The sequence below is a fragment of the Planctomycetia bacterium genome, from assembly GCA_015200345.1.
In the GTDB taxonomy this organism is placed as follows: domain Bacteria; phylum Planctomycetota; class Phycisphaerae; order UBA1845; family UTPLA1; genus PLA3.
This window is the reverse complement of record CP054187.1, coordinates 698,405-717,893: the sequence shown is the minus strand read 5'-3', so window position 1 is coordinate 717,893 and position 19,489 is coordinate 698,405. Positions and strand designations below refer to the sequence as shown.

General features: G+C 62.9%; 15 protein-coding genes. 10 read left to right on the top strand and 5 right to left on the bottom strand.

Annotation, left to right across the window (positions count from 1 at the left end; translation table 11 throughout):
* Window positions 1-16: 16 nt before the first annotated feature.
* Window positions 17-1,588, top strand: a complete 1,572-nt coding sequence (locus HRU71_03160) for a DUF4139 domain-containing protein (GenBank protein QOJ02543.1) — start codon at window positions 17-19, stop codon at window positions 1,586-1,588.
* Between the two features lie 39 nt (window positions 1,589-1,627).
* Here the strand turns inward: HRU71_03160 and HRU71_03155 are convergent, their stop codons facing one another.
* Complete coding sequence (locus tag HRU71_03155) at window positions 1,628-3,676, bottom strand: glycogen debranching enzyme N-terminal domain-containing protein (protein QOJ02542.1); 2,049 nt, start codon at window positions 3,674-3,676, stop codon at window positions 1,628-1,630.
* Window positions 3,677-3,705: 29 nt separating this feature from the next.
* Window positions 3,706-4,305 (bottom strand): hypothetical protein, encoded by a 600-nt coding sequence (locus HRU71_03150; GenBank protein ID QOJ02541.1) that lies wholly within the window; start codon window positions 4,303-4,305, stop codon window positions 3,706-3,708.
* Between the two features lie 479 nt (window positions 4,306-4,784).
* Here HRU71_03150 and HRU71_03145 point away from each other — a divergent pair, with 479 nt between their 5' ends.
* Complete coding sequence (locus HRU71_03145) at window positions 4,785-5,720, top strand: type II secretion system protein (GenBank protein ID QOJ02540.1); 936 nt, start codon at window positions 4,785-4,787, stop codon at window positions 5,718-5,720.
* Between the two features lie 207 nt (window positions 5,721-5,927).
* Entirely contained in the window at window positions 5,928-6,866 is a 939-nt protein-coding gene (locus HRU71_03140) for a type II secretion system protein (GenBank protein QOJ02539.1), read from the top strand.
* A gap of 163 nt (window positions 6,867-7,029) precedes the next feature.
* Here the strand turns inward: HRU71_03140 and mutM are convergent, their stop codons facing one another.
* Window positions 7,030-7,926: a bifunctional DNA-formamidopyrimidine glycosylase/DNA-(apurinic or apyrimidinic site) lyase gene (gene mutM / locus HRU71_03135; GenBank protein QOJ02538.1), complete on the bottom strand. Its 897-nt coding sequence runs from the start codon at window positions 7,924-7,926 to the stop codon at window positions 7,030-7,032.
* Between the two features lie 93 nt (window positions 7,927-8,019).
* Between mutM and HRU71_03130 the strand changes: the two genes are divergently transcribed.
* Window positions 8,020-8,889: a DUF554 domain-containing protein gene (locus HRU71_03130; GenBank protein ID QOJ02537.1), complete on the top strand. Its 870-nt coding sequence runs from the start codon at window positions 8,020-8,022 to the stop codon at window positions 8,887-8,889.
* Between the two features lie 37 nt (window positions 8,890-8,926).
* Here the strand turns inward: HRU71_03130 and HRU71_03125 are convergent, their stop codons facing one another.
* Window positions 8,927-10,210, bottom strand: a complete 1,284-nt coding sequence (locus tag HRU71_03125; protein QOJ02536.1) for a matrixin family metalloprotease — start codon at window positions 10,208-10,210, stop codon at window positions 8,927-8,929.
* Window positions 10,211-10,638: 428 nt separating this feature from the next.
* Here HRU71_03125 and HRU71_03120 point away from each other — a divergent pair, with 428 nt between their 5' ends.
* From HRU71_03120 to HRU71_03110, 3 genes are all read left to right on the top strand, one after another.
* Window positions 10,639-11,943 carry a class I SAM-dependent rRNA methyltransferase gene (locus tag HRU71_03120; GenBank protein QOJ02535.1) on the top strand — a complete coding sequence of 435 codons (1,305 nt, stop codon included), beginning with the start codon at window positions 10,639-10,641 and terminating at the stop codon, window positions 11,941-11,943.
* 200 nt (window positions 11,944-12,143) lie between these two features.
* Window positions 12,144-13,445, top strand: coding sequence for a Glu/Leu/Phe/Val dehydrogenase (locus HRU71_03115; GenBank protein QOJ04905.1), 1,302 nt, complete (start codon window positions 12,144-12,146; stop codon window positions 13,443-13,445).
* A gap of 85 nt (window positions 13,446-13,530) precedes the next feature.
* Window positions 13,531-14,949 (top strand): hypothetical protein, encoded by a 1,419-nt coding sequence (locus HRU71_03110; protein ID QOJ02534.1) that lies wholly within the window; start codon window positions 13,531-13,533, stop codon window positions 14,947-14,949.
* Between the two features lie 41 nt (window positions 14,950-14,990).
* On the opposite strand, the gene HRU71_03105 is transcribed toward HRU71_03110, so the two are convergent.
* Window positions 14,991-15,860: a tetratricopeptide repeat protein gene (locus HRU71_03105; GenBank protein QOJ02533.1), complete on the bottom strand. Its 870-nt coding sequence runs from the start codon at window positions 15,858-15,860 to the stop codon at window positions 14,991-14,993.
* Window positions 15,861-16,088: 228 nt separating this feature from the next.
* Between HRU71_03105 and HRU71_03100 the strand changes: the two genes are divergently transcribed.
* From HRU71_03100 to rsmH, 3 genes are read left to right on the top strand one after another with little or no spacing between them, the layout of a single operon-like run.
* Window positions 16,089-16,823, top strand: coding sequence for a glycosyltransferase family 2 protein (locus HRU71_03100; GenBank protein ID QOJ02532.1), 735 nt, complete (start codon window positions 16,089-16,091; stop codon window positions 16,821-16,823).
* A gap of 20 nt (window positions 16,824-16,843) precedes the next feature.
* Window positions 16,844-18,460 (top strand): hypothetical protein, encoded by a 1,617-nt coding sequence (locus HRU71_03095; protein QOJ02531.1) that lies wholly within the window; start codon window positions 16,844-16,846, stop codon window positions 18,458-18,460.
* The gene (gene rsmH, locus HRU71_03090) at window positions 18,457-19,380 is read left to right on the top strand and encodes a 16S rRNA (cytosine(1402)-N(4))-methyltransferase RsmH (GenBank protein QOJ02530.1); all 924 of its coding nucleotides are present in this window, start codon (window positions 18,457-18,459) and stop codon (window positions 19,378-19,380) included. Before HRU71_03095 ends, rsmH begins: the two co-directional genes overlap by 4 nt.
* The last annotated feature ends 109 nt before the right edge of the window (window positions 19,381-19,489 follow it).

Below are 19,489 nucleotides of genomic sequence, written 5' to 3'. Positions count from 1 at the left end.
CCAGGGAGAATCCATCATGACTCGATTTGATCGACTCGCGCAACCGTACCGTTCCGCGTCTTTCTCAATCATCATGTGCCTCGTTCTTGTCAGCGTCGGACGCCCCGCCTTCGGCACCGAGGACGTGCCGACGGGGGTCTCGGTGACGGTGTACTCGTCGGCCGATCCGGCGGGATTCGATCCGCAGCAGTTCATCGGCCAGCAGCGCGCGGGGTACGACGCGCAGTTCGCCTCGCAGGTGCCGGGCTTTGGCGTGGTGAAGGAAGTGCGCGAGGTGGACCTTGCCGCGGGGCTGGCGGCGCTGCGCTTCACCGACGTGGCGCAGTTCATCGATCCGACCACGGTGAGCTTCACCGATCTGTCCGCACAGGATCCGGCGACGGTGCTCGAGCAGAACTTCGAGTTCGATCTGGCCAGCCCCGACAAGGTGCTGGACAAGTACATCGACCGCGAGATTGCCGTCGTCATGGCACAGGGTGATAAGACAGAGACCGTGACGGGCACCCTGCTTTCGACGGCGGGCGGCGGCCTGTTGCTCAACACGCCCGCGGGACTTCGCGTGATTTCCGGCCGCGGGCAGCAGATTCAACTTGGCGAATTGCCCGGCGGGTTGATCTCGCGCCCGACGCTTGTCTGGAAGGTGCGCTCGCAAAACGGCGGCAAGCGAACGGTGCGCACGACTTACCAGACCAGCGGCATGACGTGGCGGGCGGATTACAACCTCGTGATCGACGCGAACGAGAAGCTGGCGGATCTCGCGGCGTGGGTTTCGCTGCTCAACGTGTCGGGCGCGGGCTACAAGAACGCGAAGCTCAAGCTGATCGCCGGCGACGTGCAGCGCGTGCAGCCGCAGAATCAGATGCGCTACGCGATGGCCAGGAGCGTGAGTGTGGATTTGTCGATGAAGGAAGCCGGCTTCGAGGAGAAGGCGTTCTTTGAGTATCACCTGTATACGCTTCCGCGGATGACGGATATCCCGCAGAACGGCACGCAGCAGATCACGCTCTTCCCGTCGGCCCGCGGCGTGCCGATCGAGAAGCTGCTGGTGTATTATGGTCTGCCCGAGGCGGCGCACTGGGGCTATTTCGGGGCGCCACAGCAGGATCGCCAGTTTGGCAACCAGAGCAACAAGAAGGTCGATGTCTATTTGAGATTCCGCAACGACGAAAAGAGCCGCCTGGGCATGCCGCTGCCGCGCGGCAAGGTGCGTGTGTACAAGCAGGACGACGCCGACGGCACGCTGGAGTTCATCGGCGAAGACCTGATCGATCACACGCCGAAGGATGAGAAGGTGCTGGTCAAGCTCGGCCAATCGTTCGATGTGGTCGGCGAGCGGACGCAGACGGATTTCCGCATCAACACCGACCGCAAGGTGATGCACGAGAGTTTCAAGATTCAATTGCGCAATCACAAGCCCGAAGCCCAGAAGGTCATCATCAAGGAAACGCTCTACCGCTGGAGCGAATGGGAGATCACCGAAAAGAGCGACCCGTTCGAGAAGATCGACGCGCGAACGATTCACTTCGAGGTGATGGTGCCGGCGAACGGCGAGAAGACGGTGAGGTACAGCGTAAAGTACGTCTGGTGAGAAAGCCCCGCCGCGCCGAACCGGGGGATCGTGCCGATTTTATGGCACGGTTATCGGCGACTTGGCGGCGCTGCTGCCGGTGGGCGTCCTGGGCGGGTGCGTCTTGAGAATGTCCTCACACAGCGCCCGCAGCGGTTCGGCCACGCTCCACGCCTGCCACGGGCAGCCGCCGGGGCGATGGGGCGGTTCGGCGTCGGCTACTTCGCTGATGCTGCCGATGCCGGCTTGTGAAAGGTGACTTTCCAGGCCGGAGAGGAATCGGCGCGCATCGGTCGCGGCGCCGGGCCGGCTGGCGTTTGCTCGCATGTAGGCCGTAACAAACGGCCCCAGCAGCCACGGCCACGCGGTGCCCTGGTGGTAGGCTTCGTCGCGCGAGACGACATCGCCTTCGTACCGCGGCCGATAGCCGGAACTGCCCGGCGCCAGCGTCCGCATTCCCATTGGCGTCCACAACTGTTTTTCGCATACGTCAACGACAGCCGCCCAGCGGTTCGGATCGAGGATCGGATGCGGCAGGCTGATGGCCAGCAATTGATTCGGCCGCAGCGCGTCGTCGAACGTCTCGGGGCTGCCGTTGAGGTCAACCACGTCGTTCAGGTATCCCTTTGACTCGTTCCAGAATCGCGTCGCAAACGAACCGCGCGCTTGGCTTGCCAGCCGTCGCCAGTATTCGGCGCGATTGGCCTGCCCCGCGCGTTCGAACAGGCCTGCGGCCGCTTCCAGCGCGTTGAACCAAAGCGCGTTGATCTCGACCGGTTTGCCGATGCGCGGGGTCACCGCCCGATCGGGCAGCTTGGCGTCCATCCAGGTCAGCGCGTAGCCGGGTTCACCCGCCGCAAGGAGGCCGTCCTGCGCGAGTCGGATGCCGTGGCGCGTGCCGCGTTCGTGCGCTTCGAGAATCGCGCCGATGACCGGCAACAAATGGTCTTTTACGAATGACCAATCGCCGGTGTACAAGAGATACCGCTCGATGGCCGCGATGTACCAGAGCGACGCGTCGGCCGTGTTGTAGGCCGGTGGCTCACCGAAATCGGGAAAGCGATTGGGGATCATGCCCTGATCAACGTATCGGGCGAAGGCTTCGAGAATGCCCCGGGCGTCGGCATGGCGACCGGTGACGAGGCACAGTCCGGGCAGCGAGATGAACGTATCGCGGCCCCAGTCGCCGAACCACGGATAGCCCGCGATGACCGTCTTGAGATCGCCATCCCGCGCGACAATGAAATCCGCCGCCGACCGGGCCAGCGCGCGGGCCAGCGGATCGTCCGGGCTGTTTGCCTGAATCGCCGCATCCCGGGCGGCGGCGCGTTCGAACGCGCGCGGTGCATGTCGCCACGGCCGATCCTGGGTGGATGCGCAAACAACGACGCCGGTGTCATCTCCACGGCGCAACGTTGCCGTGATCGTGCCGGGCATGAAGAGGTCTTGCGTGCAGTCGTAGCCGCGCGCGCGCTCCTCATCCAGCACGAACTGGTAATACCAGTCGGCGCGCGATTTGAACGTCCCGTTGTGGGACAATTGCCAATCCGGCCGGCCGTTGCCCCAGTGAAAAACAAGCCGATCCGGCTCTTCTTCGACCGTGGCCCAGCCCAATTCTGACAGATGGGCGAGTTTATGAAAGTGTCGGCTGGTGCAGAGCGGGCGAAGCGTGAGCGTGATGGCGGGGGGGCCGTCGACCAGGCGGTATCGAATAAAAGTCGTGTCCTCGCCCTCGACCATGCACAGCGTTTGCTCAATCAATGCTTTACCCGCTCGCCAGCACCATTTTGGAAACGGACTCGCCGTGAAGGATTCCATGAGTTTGAATCCCTGCGGCACGACGGCCTCGGGGTAATCATTGGTCGCCAATTCATACGTGAGGCCGTCGATCGAGACGGTGGCATCGAGTTTTGCCAGCAGCACAAACCGTTCAACCGGCGGCTCCACCGCGGCAACGAGCAGTCCGTGGTAGCGGCGCGTCAGCATCTGACAGACGCTGGCCATGGCATAGCCGCCGCAGCCATTCGTCGCCAACCATTCCAGCCGGCGCGATTCGGCGAGGTTGCCACAGGTCGCGGTATCAATCTCGATGGCTGATTCGCTGAACAAGGCCGGCTCCTGGAGCAGTGCGTGATGGGTTACCACACCCAGCCCGACCAGAATAACGCAAAAAGCGCCAGCGAGACACTACCGAGGATGATTCCCGCCCACGCCTTCGGGAGGCCGGCTGCGGCAGCCGGAATGGATCGCCGCCGCGCTCGGCGGATGGCAAGGCATCCAAGACCGATGGAAAGCAAGCCCAGTGCGGGAACGCAGGAACTCAAGAGGGCAAGCACTCCTGTGGTCAGCGCCCAGGTCGAGATTATTTGGAGGGGCGAGGTCGTCTTGGTGACGGTGGCGGCGCCCTCGATCGTGAAAGGAATGCCGCAGATCGTGCAGAGGTTCGCTTCGATCGGCATGTGCCGTTGGCACCGCGGGCAGACGATGTATGGTTCACCTGTCTCGTCGCGCTCTATCTTCGGCGCACGCGTACCTGCCGCGGCGTAAGCGTGCATGGGCGTTGGAAGTTGCCCGTCGTCCGCGGGGGCGGCGCTTCCCAGGGCGATCCCGGTGCGTGGATCAACCTGCGGAATGATGAAATCTCCTCCGCAGGTCGGGCATCTCGCCTGCTCACCGCACATGCCGGCGTGTGCCTCGAGCAGGCAGCCGCAGCGGATGCAGGCGAAAGTGAAACGCATTGAACAAGTCGAATCGGACATCGTATCAAGGTCGCTCGGGACGAAGCATGTCCCGCGGCACGAGGCGAGACAACCTCTGCCGATGCCTTTGTCCGACCTGATTTGCGCGCGGCAGGCGGTTTCCTGCAAGGCTGCCGTAAATTCCCCCGAGACGACGCGCTGGGGTACCGCAATATGAGGACCGCGAGCAGAAGAGGCCGTCGATGGCCATAACTGCTTATTTTACATTATATTATGGCTTTTTGGTCGCAGTTTGCAGTTTGGATGAAGAGTCCGAATTGGCCAAGTTCGTTCGACAAAACCAGAAAAGGGGTGAGTAGAGGCGGCAAGCTGTGAAAATTCTGTTTAGAATTAGAACCGGCATTTGTTAGGATAGCGCATCGTATTTGTTAGAGGGTATGGTAGACCTGCCCTTGGGTGGAGCCGCCGGCGCGTCCGCGCCGAGGGTTCAATGGATTGAAAACTTGGAGGAATGGCGCATGTTCAAGCGCTTGCGAACTCGTGGTGGTTTTACATTGATTGAGCTGCTGGTCGTCATTGCGATCATCGCGCTCATGGTTTCGATTCTCCTGCCCGCGCTGCAATCAGCGAAGAACGAAGGCTCCAAGGCCAAATGCATGGCCAACCTTCGCGAAATTCTGAAGGCGATCACGATGTACGACGGCGACAATGGCGACGATCGTCGTTATCCGTGGTATCAATTCCCCTATCACAATCCACCGATTACCGGCGGCGGGATCGGCATCACGCCGTGGACGTTCGGCGGCTTCCGGACGCCGATCGTTTATCCCGGCCCGTCGGCCACCTGGGATTGCCAGATTTACCCCGCCCAGATTCGACCCTTAAACAAGTTCATGGATCGCACGGCGACGGCCGACCTGATGAACGCGAATGACCGCGGCCGTGATATCATCAAGGGCTACATTTGCCCGAGCGATCGCAGCTTCGACGTTGCGACCGTCGGCTCGGGTGGCGACGCGGCGGACACGGAGTTCGACCAGTCGTTTTCGTCCTGGCAGGTGAACGGCAGCAGCTACGCGTTCAACACCCGCTGGAAGCAGGGCTACTACGGCGAGAACTGGAACGGCGTCATCAACACGGCGGAAGACTTCGCCGCCGCCGCCGCGCGCATCGCCAAGCACCTCGTAGGTGGCGGGGCCGCCCGGTTCATCATGTGGAACGAGCAGGGCATGTACGCTCGCACCTACGGCGCCAAGCCGCAGGGCGAACCCCGATCTTCCGCGAACCCGCCGCCGTCGTTCGGATGGCACCGCAAGTTTGCTTCCTACTCGGCAGGCTTCGCGGATGGCCACGCAAACTACGGCTTCTTTGACACGCGCTATGTGTACGGCCTGGATGGCACGATCTGGCAGCCGAACATCAAGCCGACGGATCGCAATCTGACTACTCCGTAAGGAGGTTCGGGAATGGCTTCATTCGCCTGATATTCAAACGGGGACGAATGGCCCCGGGCCGCTCGTCCCCGTTTTTTCTGTTTAATGAACGAAAATTCGATCGGCGAACGTCGCGAAACCGAATGATCGAGTCGCTGTGCTGGCGCGAGGGAACGGTTCTATAACGGTGTACGCGTTGAACGGGTTGATCTCTGTGGAGGAAATCACATGACACAAGCCGTAGTCATTTCGGGAAAGGTTCGTCCTCGGTGTGGGTTCACCCTGATTGAACTTCTGGTGGTCATTGCGATCATTGCGCTGTTGGTCTCTATTATCCTTCCGGCGCTGAACCAAGCGAAGAATGAAGGCGCCAAAGCGCAGTGTCTGTCCAATCTGCGGGAAATTCTGAAGGCGATGAGCATGTACGATAACGATAGTACGGATGATCGTCGTTATCCATGGTACCAAATCCCGACGCACAATCCCTCGCCGCCGTTCAACGTGGTGACGCCCTGGGTCTTCGGCGGCTTCCGCGCGACGGTGGCCGGCCAGCCCGGAGACGTGTCGGACGCATCGGTCTATCCTGCGCAGATTCGACCGCTGAACAAGTTCGTGGATCGAACCGCGACGGCGGACCTGATGAACGCCAACGACCGTGGCCGCGACATTATCAAGTCCTATCAGTGCCCGAGTGATCGCAGTAACGACGTAGCCATTGTGGGCACGGACTCTTCGGATATCGAGTTTGAGCAGCAGAATCGTTCGTGGCAGGCCAACGGAAACAGCTACACCTTCAACACGCGGTGGAAGCAGGGCTATTACGGTGAGAATTGGAGCGGCATCTTGAACACGGCAGAGGATTTTGCCGCGGCTTCCGGCCGAATCGCCAAGCACCTCGTGGGTGGCGGGGCGGCTCGATTCATCATGTGGGAGGAGCAGGGCATGTACGCTCGAACCTACGGCGCCCGACCTCAAGGTGAACCGATCTCATCCAACTCGCCTCCTCCGACCTTTGGCTGGCATCGCAAGTTCTCCTCCTATTCTGCCGGATTTGCCGATGGGCACGCCATGTACGGGCGTTACGACACGCGCTTTGTGTTCGGTTTGGATGGCACGATCTGGCAGCCGAACATCAAGCCGACGGATCGCAATCTGACAACGCCGTAAGGTCGGCCTCGACGGCGATGCCGTTACAACCCTCCTGATGTTTATCAATAAGGGCGTGTCGCATGGCGGCACGCCCTTTTTCTTTCCGGCCACCTGATAGGACGGCTCGTACCGCTTCTACTTCGGTACGTCCTCGCGAGCGGGGCGCATGGCGAGCAGCTCATCAACTGCGAGTCCGTACCGCGCGGCGGTTCATGCGAACAAGGGGCTGGCATTTCGGGCACACGTGGCTCGATCGCCCCGCGGCGACGATCCGCACAATCCGTGAACCGCATCGCATGCAAGGTTTCCCTTCGCGGCCGTAAACACGGTGGTGCGCGGCGTAGGAGCCTGCCTGCCCGTCTGGCCGGCGATAGTCGATCAGCGTCGTGCCGCCAAATCTTAGCGCTGCTTGCAACACGGCGCGAATCGCGCGGGCCAGTTCCGCGATCTTCGCGGGGTCCAGGTGCGACGCGGGCGTGAGCGGGTGGATGCCGGCGCGAAAGAGCGCCTCGTCGGCATAGATGTTGCCCAGTCCGGCGATGCGCCGCTGGTCGAGCAGCACGGCTTTGACCTGGCGGCGCGTATGCAGGATCGCCTTTAGGTTCGGCGTCGAAATCGTGAGCGCGTCCGGCCCGAGCGCGCCGACGTCCGGCGCGGCGCCTTTCGCATCCTTCGCACCGAACAGCCAGACGCCGCCAAATCGCCGCGGATCGCGAAAACGCAGTTCATCTTCTCGTCCGCCCAGGCTCACGCGCACATGCGTATGCGGCTCCAGCGGCGCGGCTGACGGCGACATGCTCAATCGCCCGCTCATGCCGAGGTGAATCACGATTCGCGTTGCGCTGCACGGCCCGAGCGGTCGATTCGCGTCCGTCGAATCGGCGGGCACCGTCTCGATCACAATCCGCTTGCCCTGACGCAGGATGCGCAGGATGCGTGCACGGGTCAGCGATCGCAGTAGATTTTCCCCCGCGCGGAGCATGTCGCGTCGCCGCAGGTCGAACCGGTCAATCGTCGCGCCGGTCAGGGGCCGGGCGAGATCGCGCACGATCGTTTCGACTTCAGGAAGCTCGGGCATGGCGGGTGCATTGTAGGTCCTGGCGGACGCGACAGCCCCATGCCGCTTGCGCCGATTTGACCGCCGCCGGGCCGCCAGCTAGCGTTTGCCGCCATGATTTGGGAAGCGACCAGCGGGACGATCGTGAACGCGGTGACCGTTGCCGTCGGCAGCGGCATCGGGCTGACGTTCTCAACGCGGATTCCCGAGCGCTATCAGCGGATCATCCTCGACTGCCTCGGCCTCGTGACCGTGACGCTGGGTATCGACGCGGCCGTGCTGGGAATGGGGCAGCTCGTGTCGCGGTATGGTGTGGGGGTGCCGACGTACGGCGCGCGGCTGGGCATGGTGATGGTCGGCTCGCTGATCGTCGGGTCGATTCTCGGGACGGCCCTGCGCTTGCAGGAGCGAATCGAAGGGCTGGGCCGCGCGATTCACGAGCGGTTTTTCAATCGCCGGCGCGATGGATCGGCGGCGCGGTCGTCGACCACGCCAAGCGTGGCGACGGGTCCGGGCACGGATGTCGCGGCAGAGGGTTCAAGTGACACAAGCGCGGCACGCTTTGCAGAGGGGTTTCTGTCGGCCAGCGTGATCTTCTGCGTCGGCCCGCTGACGCTGCTGGGCTGCCTCGCCAACGGCGCGCAGGGCAATCCGAGCCTGTTGTACATCAAGGCGTTCCTCGACGGGTTCTGCTCGATGGCGCTGGCGGCATCGCTGGGGGCGGGCGTGGCCGCGAGCGTCGTGACCGTGCTGGTGTTCCAGGGCGGCCTGTCGCTGCTGGCCCGCGTGACGGCCGGCGGGCTGAACGAGCTGTCGATGCAGATGATGAACGTGACCGGCGGCGTGCTGCTGCTGGCGACCGCGCTGATGCTGCTGGAAATTCGGCGCATCCCGGTCGCCAACATGTTGCCGGCGATTTTCCTGCCGCCCGTGGTGATTGCGATTGTTGAACGGCTCGGGCCGGGGCTGCTGGTGCGGCCGTGAGGCCATCAACGGGATTCATAGCGAATTGAGCCGATGCTCAATTCCGATCCGGCACATACAGCGCGATATCCGGCCGCCGAAGAGGCTTCAGGGTGTAGCCGCCGAATCCGTCTTCGACCTGGTCGAAGGCCTTCGCGCCGATATCCGGCAGCTTGAGTTTGCCCGGCACCTTGGCTGCGGTCCATGTTCCGTTGGCCCCGGGGTCCGTGTTGAACGTTCCATTGTTGACCGCCGCTGCGACGATGGTTCCCTTGTATTCGAAGAAATAGTCGTAAGAAACCAGGATCACCATGCCGCTGCTGCCTGCGGCGCCGATCAACTCATAATCTTCATCGAATCCGTATTGCGTCAGCGAGAGTTTCCCGGTCACAGCGCCGTCCGCAGCAATCGTGAACTCGATGGGTGAACCCACGCTGTCCGTGCCGGCATACTTCCCGACCAATGCCGTGACGTCGCCCGACAGGCCGTGGTCAGGCAGAAACGCATTGCCGTCCCCGTTGAACTCGTCCCCGTCGCTGGCGCCGTCTCCATCCGTATCGCTGTTGGTCGGGTCAAGCCGGTTGACGCACTCGATTCCATCGTCGACGCCGTCGTTGTCGGAATCCGTCATGTGGGGATTGGTTCCATAGACGTACAGTTCCGTCGCGTCGTCGATCCCGTCTCCGTCCGTATCGAGTTGCGTCGGAATCGGCGCCGTGCGATTCGCGCTCGCGTCGTTGCCAGGCGGTGGCGTACGCGGAGCCGGTTTGACGGTTCCATCGCGCGAACCGTAGAGCTGTTGCACGGCCGTGATGTCGGCCTGCATGAGATTGCCGGTTTGCCCGTTATCGCTGGCGAACATGACCGCGTTGTTTTCCGGCAGATGGGGCAATCCGATCGCATGTCCCAGTTCATGTACCAGGGTGCTGAAAAGCAAGCGCTCGTCCGACCAGTCAAACGCATCGTTCATGTGACAGTGCCCGGAATTGGGGCCTTCCGGGAAATATGCATGCCCAAGCGTGGTCGACTCGAACGCGGCGTCCATCGAACACGTCAGGCTGCTTTCAACATAAAGCTCGCAATGCCCGCCCGTGCCGTAACCGACGATGAAGTCGGCCCCGGCTCGCGTCATGGTCCGCGTGAAATTGAGCGGCGTCACCGCGCTCCATCGGCCGAAGGCGTCCGTCGTGAACTGCACCTGCTTGTCTTGAGAAATCTTGGAGGTGAAATTGGCAATGAAGAAAGTCAGATTTGTTTTCTGCCACCGCGCGGCGGATTCGGGCAGGCCCGCAGCCCTGGTCGGCGGAAGCGGATCGCGTCCGGGGGTTGTCGGCATCGTCATCGGACATCCCGTCCCACCGCATGCCAGAATGATCGAGAAAACGACGCCGCCGCGAGTCCATGACGTGTTCATCCGGTTCCCTTTACGTGCGTTCTTTTTTTGCCTTGATTGGACAGCCAACGAAGGAGCCCCCATGAGACTACAAGCTGTTTCAAAACTCTCGCTCCCTTCCAGGGAGAGGGTTGGGATGAGGGTGAGTCATTTCGTTTGAACCACATTTCCCCCTCACCCTCGACCTCTCCCCCAAGGGGGAGTAGCTCTGATACCGGTTCTACTCTGCGAGGGAGCATCCTGCAAGCTCACCAGAACCTGCGCTGCCGCGAAGGACCGCTTTTTTCGCTTCCGTCAATCCCTGTCTTTGCTTCGCGAGAATGGGGCACTCCGCCGAAGCGCTGCAAGCGTCGTTTGGTGTTAAACTGCGTCACGAGATGGCCGGTTCCTTTGACGCGCGAAAAAAAACCGTCGTCCCGTCGCCCGCGACCATGCTGCGGCCGTGGGTGTTGCTGCGCTCGGTGACGCGGCATCCGTTCATTTTCAAGCGAATGATTCGCTCGGCGGACGAGGGGGCGCGACCGGGGGAGGTCGTGCACGTGTACGACAAGTCGGGCATGCTGTTCGGCCAGGCGTTGTACAACCCGCGGTCGCAGATCGCGTTGCGGATGCTGACGTACGGGGCGGAGCGGGCGGACGAGGCATTCTGGCGGGGGGCGATTGCGCGAGCGGTCGATTTGCGGCGTCGGCTGAATCTGGACGACGTGACGGACGCGTATCGTGTGATCCATGCCGAGGGCGACGGGTTGAGCGGGCTGATCGCCGAGCGGTATGCCGATTGGCTGGTGTTTGAGTTTTTCTCACGTGGGATGTACGCGCAGCGTGAGATGCTGGCGCGGGAGCTGTCGGCGGCGCTGGGCGCGCCGGCGAGCCTGGATCGGCCGGGTCGAGCGGGAGCATCGTGGCGCGTGGTGTTTCGGGCGGACAGCGGCGTGGAAATGGCGGAGGATTTCCGCGTCGGTGAGCCGCGGGCGGTGGAAGTGGTCGGCGGCGAGTTGAAGCCGCTGGCGGCGACAACGGGCGAGTCGCGCGGCGGGTCAAGCGCGATCATCCGCGAGCACGGGGTGCGCTACCGCGTGGACATGACAGGCGGGCACAAGACGGGGTTCTTCTGCGATCAACGCGACAATCGTCTTAAATTGTCCCGGCTGTGCCGCGATGCGAACGTGCTGGACCTCTGCTGCTACACGGCGGCATTCGGATTGTGTGCCAGGGTGCTGGGCGGCGCGCGCGACGTGACGAGCGTCGATCTCGACGAAGCGGCGCTGGCCGTCGCGAAGGAGAACGTGAACCTCAACAGCGCGCGGGTTAACCTCGTCCACAGCGACGCGTTCATCTACCTGCGTCAGTTGATCGCCAATGGGAAAAAGTTTGACGTTGTTGTATGCGATCCGCCGAAACTGGCCCGTTCGCGAGAGGAGTTGGACGACGCCCTGCGCAAGTACTACGACCTGAACGGCCTGTCGATGCAGGTCGTCGCGCCCGGCGGCATCCTGCTGACGTGCAGTTGCAGCGGGCTGGTGGATCGGCCGACGTTCCGCGAGACGGTGGAGCGGGCGGCGCGGCCGGCGAAGCGGTCGATTCAATGGCTGGATTGGAGCGGCCCGGGAGCGGATCACCCGGTGATGCCGAACTGCCCCGAATCGGCGTATCTGAAGGCGGCGTGGGTACGGGTGCTTTAGTTCGGGGCGGTCCAAGGGGGAAGGTCGTCGGCCTGACCCGATTTTCCCAGGAAAGTACGGCGTTTTTGCGGCGGTCGGAAGTCTGGTAGAATGCTACGCTTCCGTTCGCCGTCCGGTGTACCGGCGGTTGAAAGCGGATGCTCATCGGAGTTTCGTGGATGACTACGGTCAAGACGGGGACCAGCGTGACAGACAAACCCATGCAGGCCGCCGCGCCGGCCAAACCGACAAACGGCCAAGCGCGCAAGGCGTCGGGCCTGTATGCGACGGTGATCCAGCAGTTCAACAAGGCGGCGGACTTGATGAAGCTGGACGCGAATATCCGGAAGATTCTGTCCACGTCCACGAACGAGATCATCGTTCATTTTCCCGTTCGCATGGACAACGGGAGCATCGAGGTGTTCACGGGTTATCGCGTGCAGCACAACAACGCGCGCGGTCCGTTCAAGGGCGGCTTGCGATATCACCCGTCGGTGGAGATTGACGAGGTTCGAGCGCTGGCGGCGTGGATGACGTGGAAGACGGCGATATCGGATCTGCCCTATGGCGGCGCGAAGGGCGGCATCGCATTTGACCCGAAGGGCTACAGCCAGGCGGAAATCGAGCGCATCACGCGGCGGTTTGTGTATGCGCTGGGCGATAACGTCGGTCCGGAGTACGACATCCCCGCGCCCGATGTGAACACCAATTCGCAGATCATGGCGTGGTTTCTCGATACGTATTTGTCAACGGTCGCGCCGCACGAGCGTCAGCGTTGCACGCACGTGGTCACCGGCAAGCCGATCGTTTCGGGCGGCAGCGTGGGTCGCGACAAGGCGACGGGTCAAGGCGTCGTCTACATCATTGAGGAATGGGCGAAGGATCATCATCTGCCGCTTTCGCGTGCGACGTTCACGGTCCAGGGCTTCGGCAACGTCGGCTCGTGGACGGCGCGGCTGCTCGCGGCGCACGAATCGAAACTGGTCGCCGTGGAGGACCACACCGGCGCGATCGCCAACAGCAACGGGTTCGATGTCGAAGACCTCGCCGATTACGTGCGATCCAACGGCGGCGTGCGGGGGTATGCGCGCGGCGAAGTGATCGATCACGAGGGCTTCCTGCGGACCAAGACCGACATCTTTATTCCGGCCGCGATGGAGAATCAGATCACCGGCGAGACGGCCGGGCTGCTGGATTGCAAGCTGGTGGCCGAGGGGGCGAACGGGCCGACCGATCCGGACGGGGATGAGATTCTCCAGAAGCGTGGGATTCAGATCATTCCGGATATTCTGTGCAACAGCGGCGGCGTGATCGTGAGTTACTTCGAGTGGCTCCAGAACAAACGCAGCGAGTTCTGGGATCTGGAGGAGGTGGACGGCAAGCTCAAGAAGAAGATTGTCGGATCCTATCGCCGCGTGCGCGACACGGCGAAGAAGCACCACACCGACTGGCGGACGGCGGCCTACGTCGTGGCGCTGCAAGCGCTGGAGACGGTTTACAAAGAGCGTGGTATCTTCCCCTGAATTCCCGGCACCGGCGAGCGTTGCATCCCCGCCGCTGCGTCAAACAACAACCTCGCGGCAACGTCGCTTTCAAGGAGTTCCTCTCATGCGATTCAGGACTGTGTTTGGTTCCCTCTGTGTGTCCGCGTTGACCCTCTGCGTGTGGGCAGGTTCCGCCGCCGCCGCGCCGGAAGACACCGTTGCCGACGCGGTTCTCGGGCAGAACAACTTCACCAGCAATCAGAGCAATCAGGGCGGCACGCCGTCTGCGTCGACGCTCAATGGCGTCCGCGGCCTGACGGTGGATCAGAACAGCGGTCGGCTGTGGGTGTGCGATACGGGCAACAATCGCGTGTTGTCGTGGCCCGATGCCGCGGCGTTCACGAACGGCCAGGCGGCCGACATCGTGCTGGGCCAGCCGGACTTCGCGAGCGTCGACGAGAATCGCGGCAACGCGAACCCTTCGGAGCTGACGCTTTCCGGTCCGCGCAGCGCGGTCGTGGATTCCGCCGGTCGGCTGTACGTCGCCGATTCGGGCAACAAGCGCATCCTCCGCTACGACCCGCCGTTCCTGGCGACGAATGAGCCGGCGGTGCAGGTCTTCGGACAAGGCGGCGACTTCACCAAGAAGGATCAGGCGGTCAATCCGACGGCCGACAACCTCGGCAATCCGGACGGCGTCGGCATCGATCCGAACGACAATCTTTATCTCGCCGACCTGAATTTGCATCGGGTGCTGGTATACAACTCGCCGGCGACGACGGACACCACGGCCGACATCGTGCTGGGCCAGCCGAATTTCACATCCAAGGAGCGGAATCAGAATGACGCCAACCCGGTGCCCGCGGCGAACACGCTGAACAACCCGGAAGGCGTCACGGTTGACGAGAACGGCGTCGTGTACGTGGCGGATCAGGGCAACAACCGCGTTGTGCGCTATGTGCCGCCGATCACGACCAACATGAACGCGACGCGCGTCTACGGGCAGCCGGATTTTGCGACAGACTCCTCCGGAACCAGCGCGACCAAGATGAACACACCGGTGAGCGTGGCGGTTGATCCGGTGAGCGGCAATCTGTACGTCGCCGATTCGATCAACGATCGAATCCTGGAGTTCACCGATCCGGCGAACGACAGCACGGCCGATCGCGTATTCGGTCAGGCTGATTTCTCCGGGAACACCAACAACCCCGGCGGCGTCAGCGCGAGCACCTTGTTCGACGTCGGCGGCGTTGCATGCGGGCCGAACGGCGCGCTGTATGCCGGCGATCGGTTCAATGAGCGAGCATTGCGATACAATCCCGCGCCGGACAACGGCAACAACAATGGGAACAACAACGGAAACGAGAACGGCAATAACAACAACAACGGGAATGACAACGGCAACGATAACGGCGACGGAGGAGCGGCCGATTGCGGTGCCGGCCTCTGTGGAACAATGGGCGGAAGCATGGCACCGGTGACGGCGCTGGGATTGCTCGGTCTGCGTCGCAGAAATGCCCGAAGGCGATGGGCTCGGCAGTGACGGGCGAGCCATAAAGCGGGCACGGTCCACCAGCGTGCCGATTAATCTTCCGGATCTTCGCGGACGACCTGCACGCCGGGATAGCGGTACATCTCCAACTCCGCCAGCGCGTTGCGGATTTCGGCCTGCTCGGTTTTGAGTTCCAGCGATCGGCGAAAGTGCGCGACCGCACGTTCGCGGGCCAGCGCGCCGCGCGGGCCGCGCGCCCGGGCCAGCACGGCATTCACGCGCCCGGCGCCGTTGTGCGCCGCCACATGGTTCGGATCCATCTCCAGCACACGGCGATACTCGGCCAGCGCGTTGCGATACTCGCTCCGCGCGAAGTGCGCCGCCGCCTTTTCGATGTGCGGCGCGATGGCTGCCGGATTCAGCGCGATTGCGCGGCGGAGATGGTCCAGTGCGCGATCGACGTCTCCCAGGAGCCGATAGCAAACACCGATGCCAAACAACGGCTCGTAGCTCGTGCGATCCAGCGATTCGGCGTATTGGTACGCGCGGATGGCGTCCGCCAGTTGCGCGCGGGGGTCGGCGTGCTGCGCCGCGCCGGCACGCAGGCAATCGGCCAGTTCCATCGCGTACTCGAAGCGTTGCGGATCGTACTTGACGGCGGATCGGAAACTCATGGCGGCAAGGTCAAACGCCCCCTGTCGCAGGCGAAGGCGCGCCAGACCGGCATGCGCGGCGGCGCAGCGCGGATCATGGCGGATCGCCCGCTGGAACGCGTCGGCCGCGCTGTCGTCGCGTCCGCGTTGAGCGTGATCCTCGGCGCGTTTGAGTTCCCAGGATGCGGTCGATTTATGAATCGGCTCCATCAGACGCTGATTGGTCGCTGCGCAGCCGACGAGTAACCCGGCAATTGCCGGCAACGTGATGAGCCGATGGGGGGCCAATCGAATCAGGGCAAGGATCATCGCGGAAGCAGCCCGTATCATGAATCGCGCGGCAGACGGCGCGCAGGCGTGCGCGGTCATCGAGGCGGCGCGATCTTCGTTATTATCGGCAAACGAAACGTGCAAACCGAGAATACGCCGAGAGATAGGGCGATTACCCTCCTTGTGAGGTCCCGCATTTGTTTTGACTTCGCTCCGGCGTGAATTATCATTTCCATGCTCGGCACCGAGCATTGGAAAGAGGCATGAATGCAAACGCTCGTCGCCATCCCCGTCTATAACGAAGCCGAATACGTCGCGGGTGTGCTGGAGGAAGTTCGCCGGTACGCGACCGACGTGCTGGTCGTCGATGACGGTTCCACCGACGGCACCTCGGCAGTTCTTGCCGGTTTTGAGGGGATTCAGGTCATCCGCCACCCGGAGAATCGCGGGTATGGCCAGAGCCTGATCGACGCGTTTCGGTTTGCCGACTGCCGCGGATACGACTGGATCATCACCATCGACTGCGACGAGCAGCACGAGCCGGCCGGGATTCCGGAGTTTATCCGTCGCGCGGCAGCGGACGACGTGGACATCGTCTCCGGTTCGCGCTATCTGGCCGACATGGCGGGTAACACGGTCGCGCCGGAAGACCGCCGAGCGATCAACCGGCGGATCACGCGGATTCTGAACGAGCGGCTGGACCTGAATCTGACCGATGCCTTCTGCGGGTTCAAGGCGTATCGCGTCTGTGCGATGGCGAGCCTGGACCTGACCGTACCGGGGTATGCGTTTCCGCTTCAGTTCTGGGTGCAGGCGGTGCGGCGCGGTCTGCGGATTTGTGAATTGCCGGTGCCGCTGATTTATCACGATCCGACGCGGCATTTCGGCGGTCTGCTCGATGACCCGGAAGCGCGATTGCAGCATTATCTCGAAGTGTTCGAGGCGGAGATGGCCCGCCCGTTTCCACCACAGACGCCCTGCGCTGCCCGACGGCGCCGCTGACCTTCGCCTATCATTTCAGAATGACTGCCACCGAGATGGACGCACTGGCCGCACCCGCCGGCGATGGCGACGTATTCGTCTGGCCGGATGGCAAGGCCCTGACGGACGTGGCGGCACGCAATCGAGACGCGCGGGCGAAGATTTCATACAAATTACTTGATATCCCGGCGAGCGAGCTGCCGGGAGTCGATGTATCGGGGCCGCTGATCGTCGCGGCGGGTCACCAGCCCGGGTTCATCCATCCCGGCGTTTGGGTCAAGAGCGCGGCGGTTTCGGCGCTGGCTGCGCGCCTCGGCGGGCGAGCGGAATATTGGGTGGTTGACAGCGATGCGGTTCATCGCACGGCGCTGGCCTGGCCGGTGGTGGACGAGGGATTCGTCTCGGTGCGATCGATCGCGCCGTTCGCGGATTCGCAGGCAAGCTGGGCATTCGAGTCGCTGCCGGCGCACGACGCGACGGCGTGGACGGCGTTTCACGACCGCGTCCCCGCGCCCTGGCGGGCGGTCGAAGCAACGGCCTTTTCGAGTTGGATCAAGTCCTTTGAAGCGATTGGGTCCGGACCGGTGGCGTATGCGCGGCGCTGGCGGGCCGGGATCGAGGCGATGGATGCGGTCGCCGGCATCGACTCGCCGAGTTATCGACTGGTGAGCGATGAGTTCAACGTATGCAGCGCGTCGGCGTCGCTGCGCGGCGCATGCTTCGTCGGGCATCTGGTCGGCCATGCGGCGCAGACGGCGCAGGCATACAACGCGGCGCTGGCGGCCTATCGCGCCCGGCGCGGCATCGCGGGCACGCAGCATCCGATTCCCGATTTGTTGATTGAAGGATCGCGCGTCGAGGCACCGTTGTGGGCGGTGGGTGATGATCAGCCCCGGCAACGCGTGTATGTTTCCATCTCGTCCGGAGGGGATCTCACACTTTGGGCCGACGGGCTTCGACTGGGCACTGTGCCAATCGGGCGGTTGCGAACGCAGCCCGGCGCGGCATTGTGTGACCTGGCGGCGGGGTGGCGTTTGCGCCCGCGGGCGCTGGCACTGACGATGTATTTGCGGCTCCTGGCGTGCGACGTGTTCATTCACGGGATCGGCGGGGCGAAATACGATCAGATCACCGACGATGTGATTCGGCGATTGTTCGGCATTGAACCGCCGGGCTACAGCTGCGTGACGGCGACGCTTCGATTGCCGTTGCCGCGGTTTGACGTCAGCCCGCTTGATCTGGATCGCGTCCATCGCGAAGGGCGCGATCGGCGATTCAATCCACAGCGATGGGCGTCGAATGATTTCTCCGCGAACTCCCGCGTGGTAGCGGCCCTGCTTGACGAGCGACAACGGGCGATTGATGCCTCGATTCGGCTTCGCGACGAGTCGCCGCGCCGGCGCAGCGAACGTCGCGCGCAATACGAGGCCATCCATCGCACGAATGAGGAGTTGGTCCGCGCCCTGGGGCTGATGAAATCCAGTCAAGTCGATGGTTCCGGCGCGCACGGCCTCGGGGCGCAGACCTTGAATCGCCTGAAACGAGAACTCGAAAGCAACCGCGTCGCGCAGAATCGTGAGTGGTTCGTCGGTTTGCACACGATTGACCGGTTGAGGGCGCTGGCGGCGCGCGCGGTGGAAATGGCGCAACGGAAATGAGCAATGCTCCAGGACATGTTCCGGTTCTCGCCGACGAAGTCGTGCGGTTCTTTCATGACCAGCCCGACGGCTGGATTGTGGACTGCACGCTCGGCCTGGGGGGCCATGCCGGCCTGCTCCTGCGCGCTAACCCTCGGATAAGCGTGCTTGGGTTGGACGTGGACGAGGCGAACCTGACCACGGCGAGGGAGCGGCTGGCGGAATTCGGTGATCGGTTTCGGTCGATTCAGGCCAATTTCGGCGATTTGGGGGCGGTTTTGTCAGAAGGAGGAAGATCGCTCGCGCCGGTCGTGGGGATTCTCGCTGATCTGGGGGTCAGCAGTAACCAGATTTCCGACCCGATGCGGGGGTTGAGTTTCGACCTGGATGGGCCGCTGGACATGCGGCTGGACCGGCGACAGAAGACCACCGCCGCCGATCTCGTGAATACACTCGGTGAGGGGGAGCTGTCCGATCTAATTTACTTGCAGGCGCAGGAACGGCACAGCCGAAGAATTGCAAAGCGGATTTGTCAGGTTCGTCGGCAAATTCGGCTGAACAGCACGGTCCAGCTCGCTCGGTTGGTTGCCTCGGCCGTGGGGGAGGACCCGGATTCGCATCGCAGCCGGATCCACCCGGCGACTCGGACGTTCATGGCGTTGCGCATGGCCGTGAATGGTGAGATGCAGGCGCTGGGGCGGTTGCTGGACGCGGCGCCGAGGTGCCTGGCGATTGGCGGACGAATCGCTGTGATTAGTTTTCACAGCATGGAAGACCGGGCCGTGAAGGAGAACTTCAAGGCGCTGTCGGCGGCTGGTTGTTATGAGGTGCTGACGAAGAAGCCGTTGACTGCTGCGGATGCGGAGCAGGCCGCCAACCCTCGAAGCCGGTCGGCGAAGCTGCGGGTGGCCATGCGGGTGGAAGGCGGCGGACCATCGTGACGTTGCCAACCCGCCGGTTGGGAGGGTGGAGGAGGAGCGCGAACGAGGCTTGAGAATCGGGACGTAAAGGACTAGACTGCTCGCTACGGAAGTCATTGCACACGGAGGT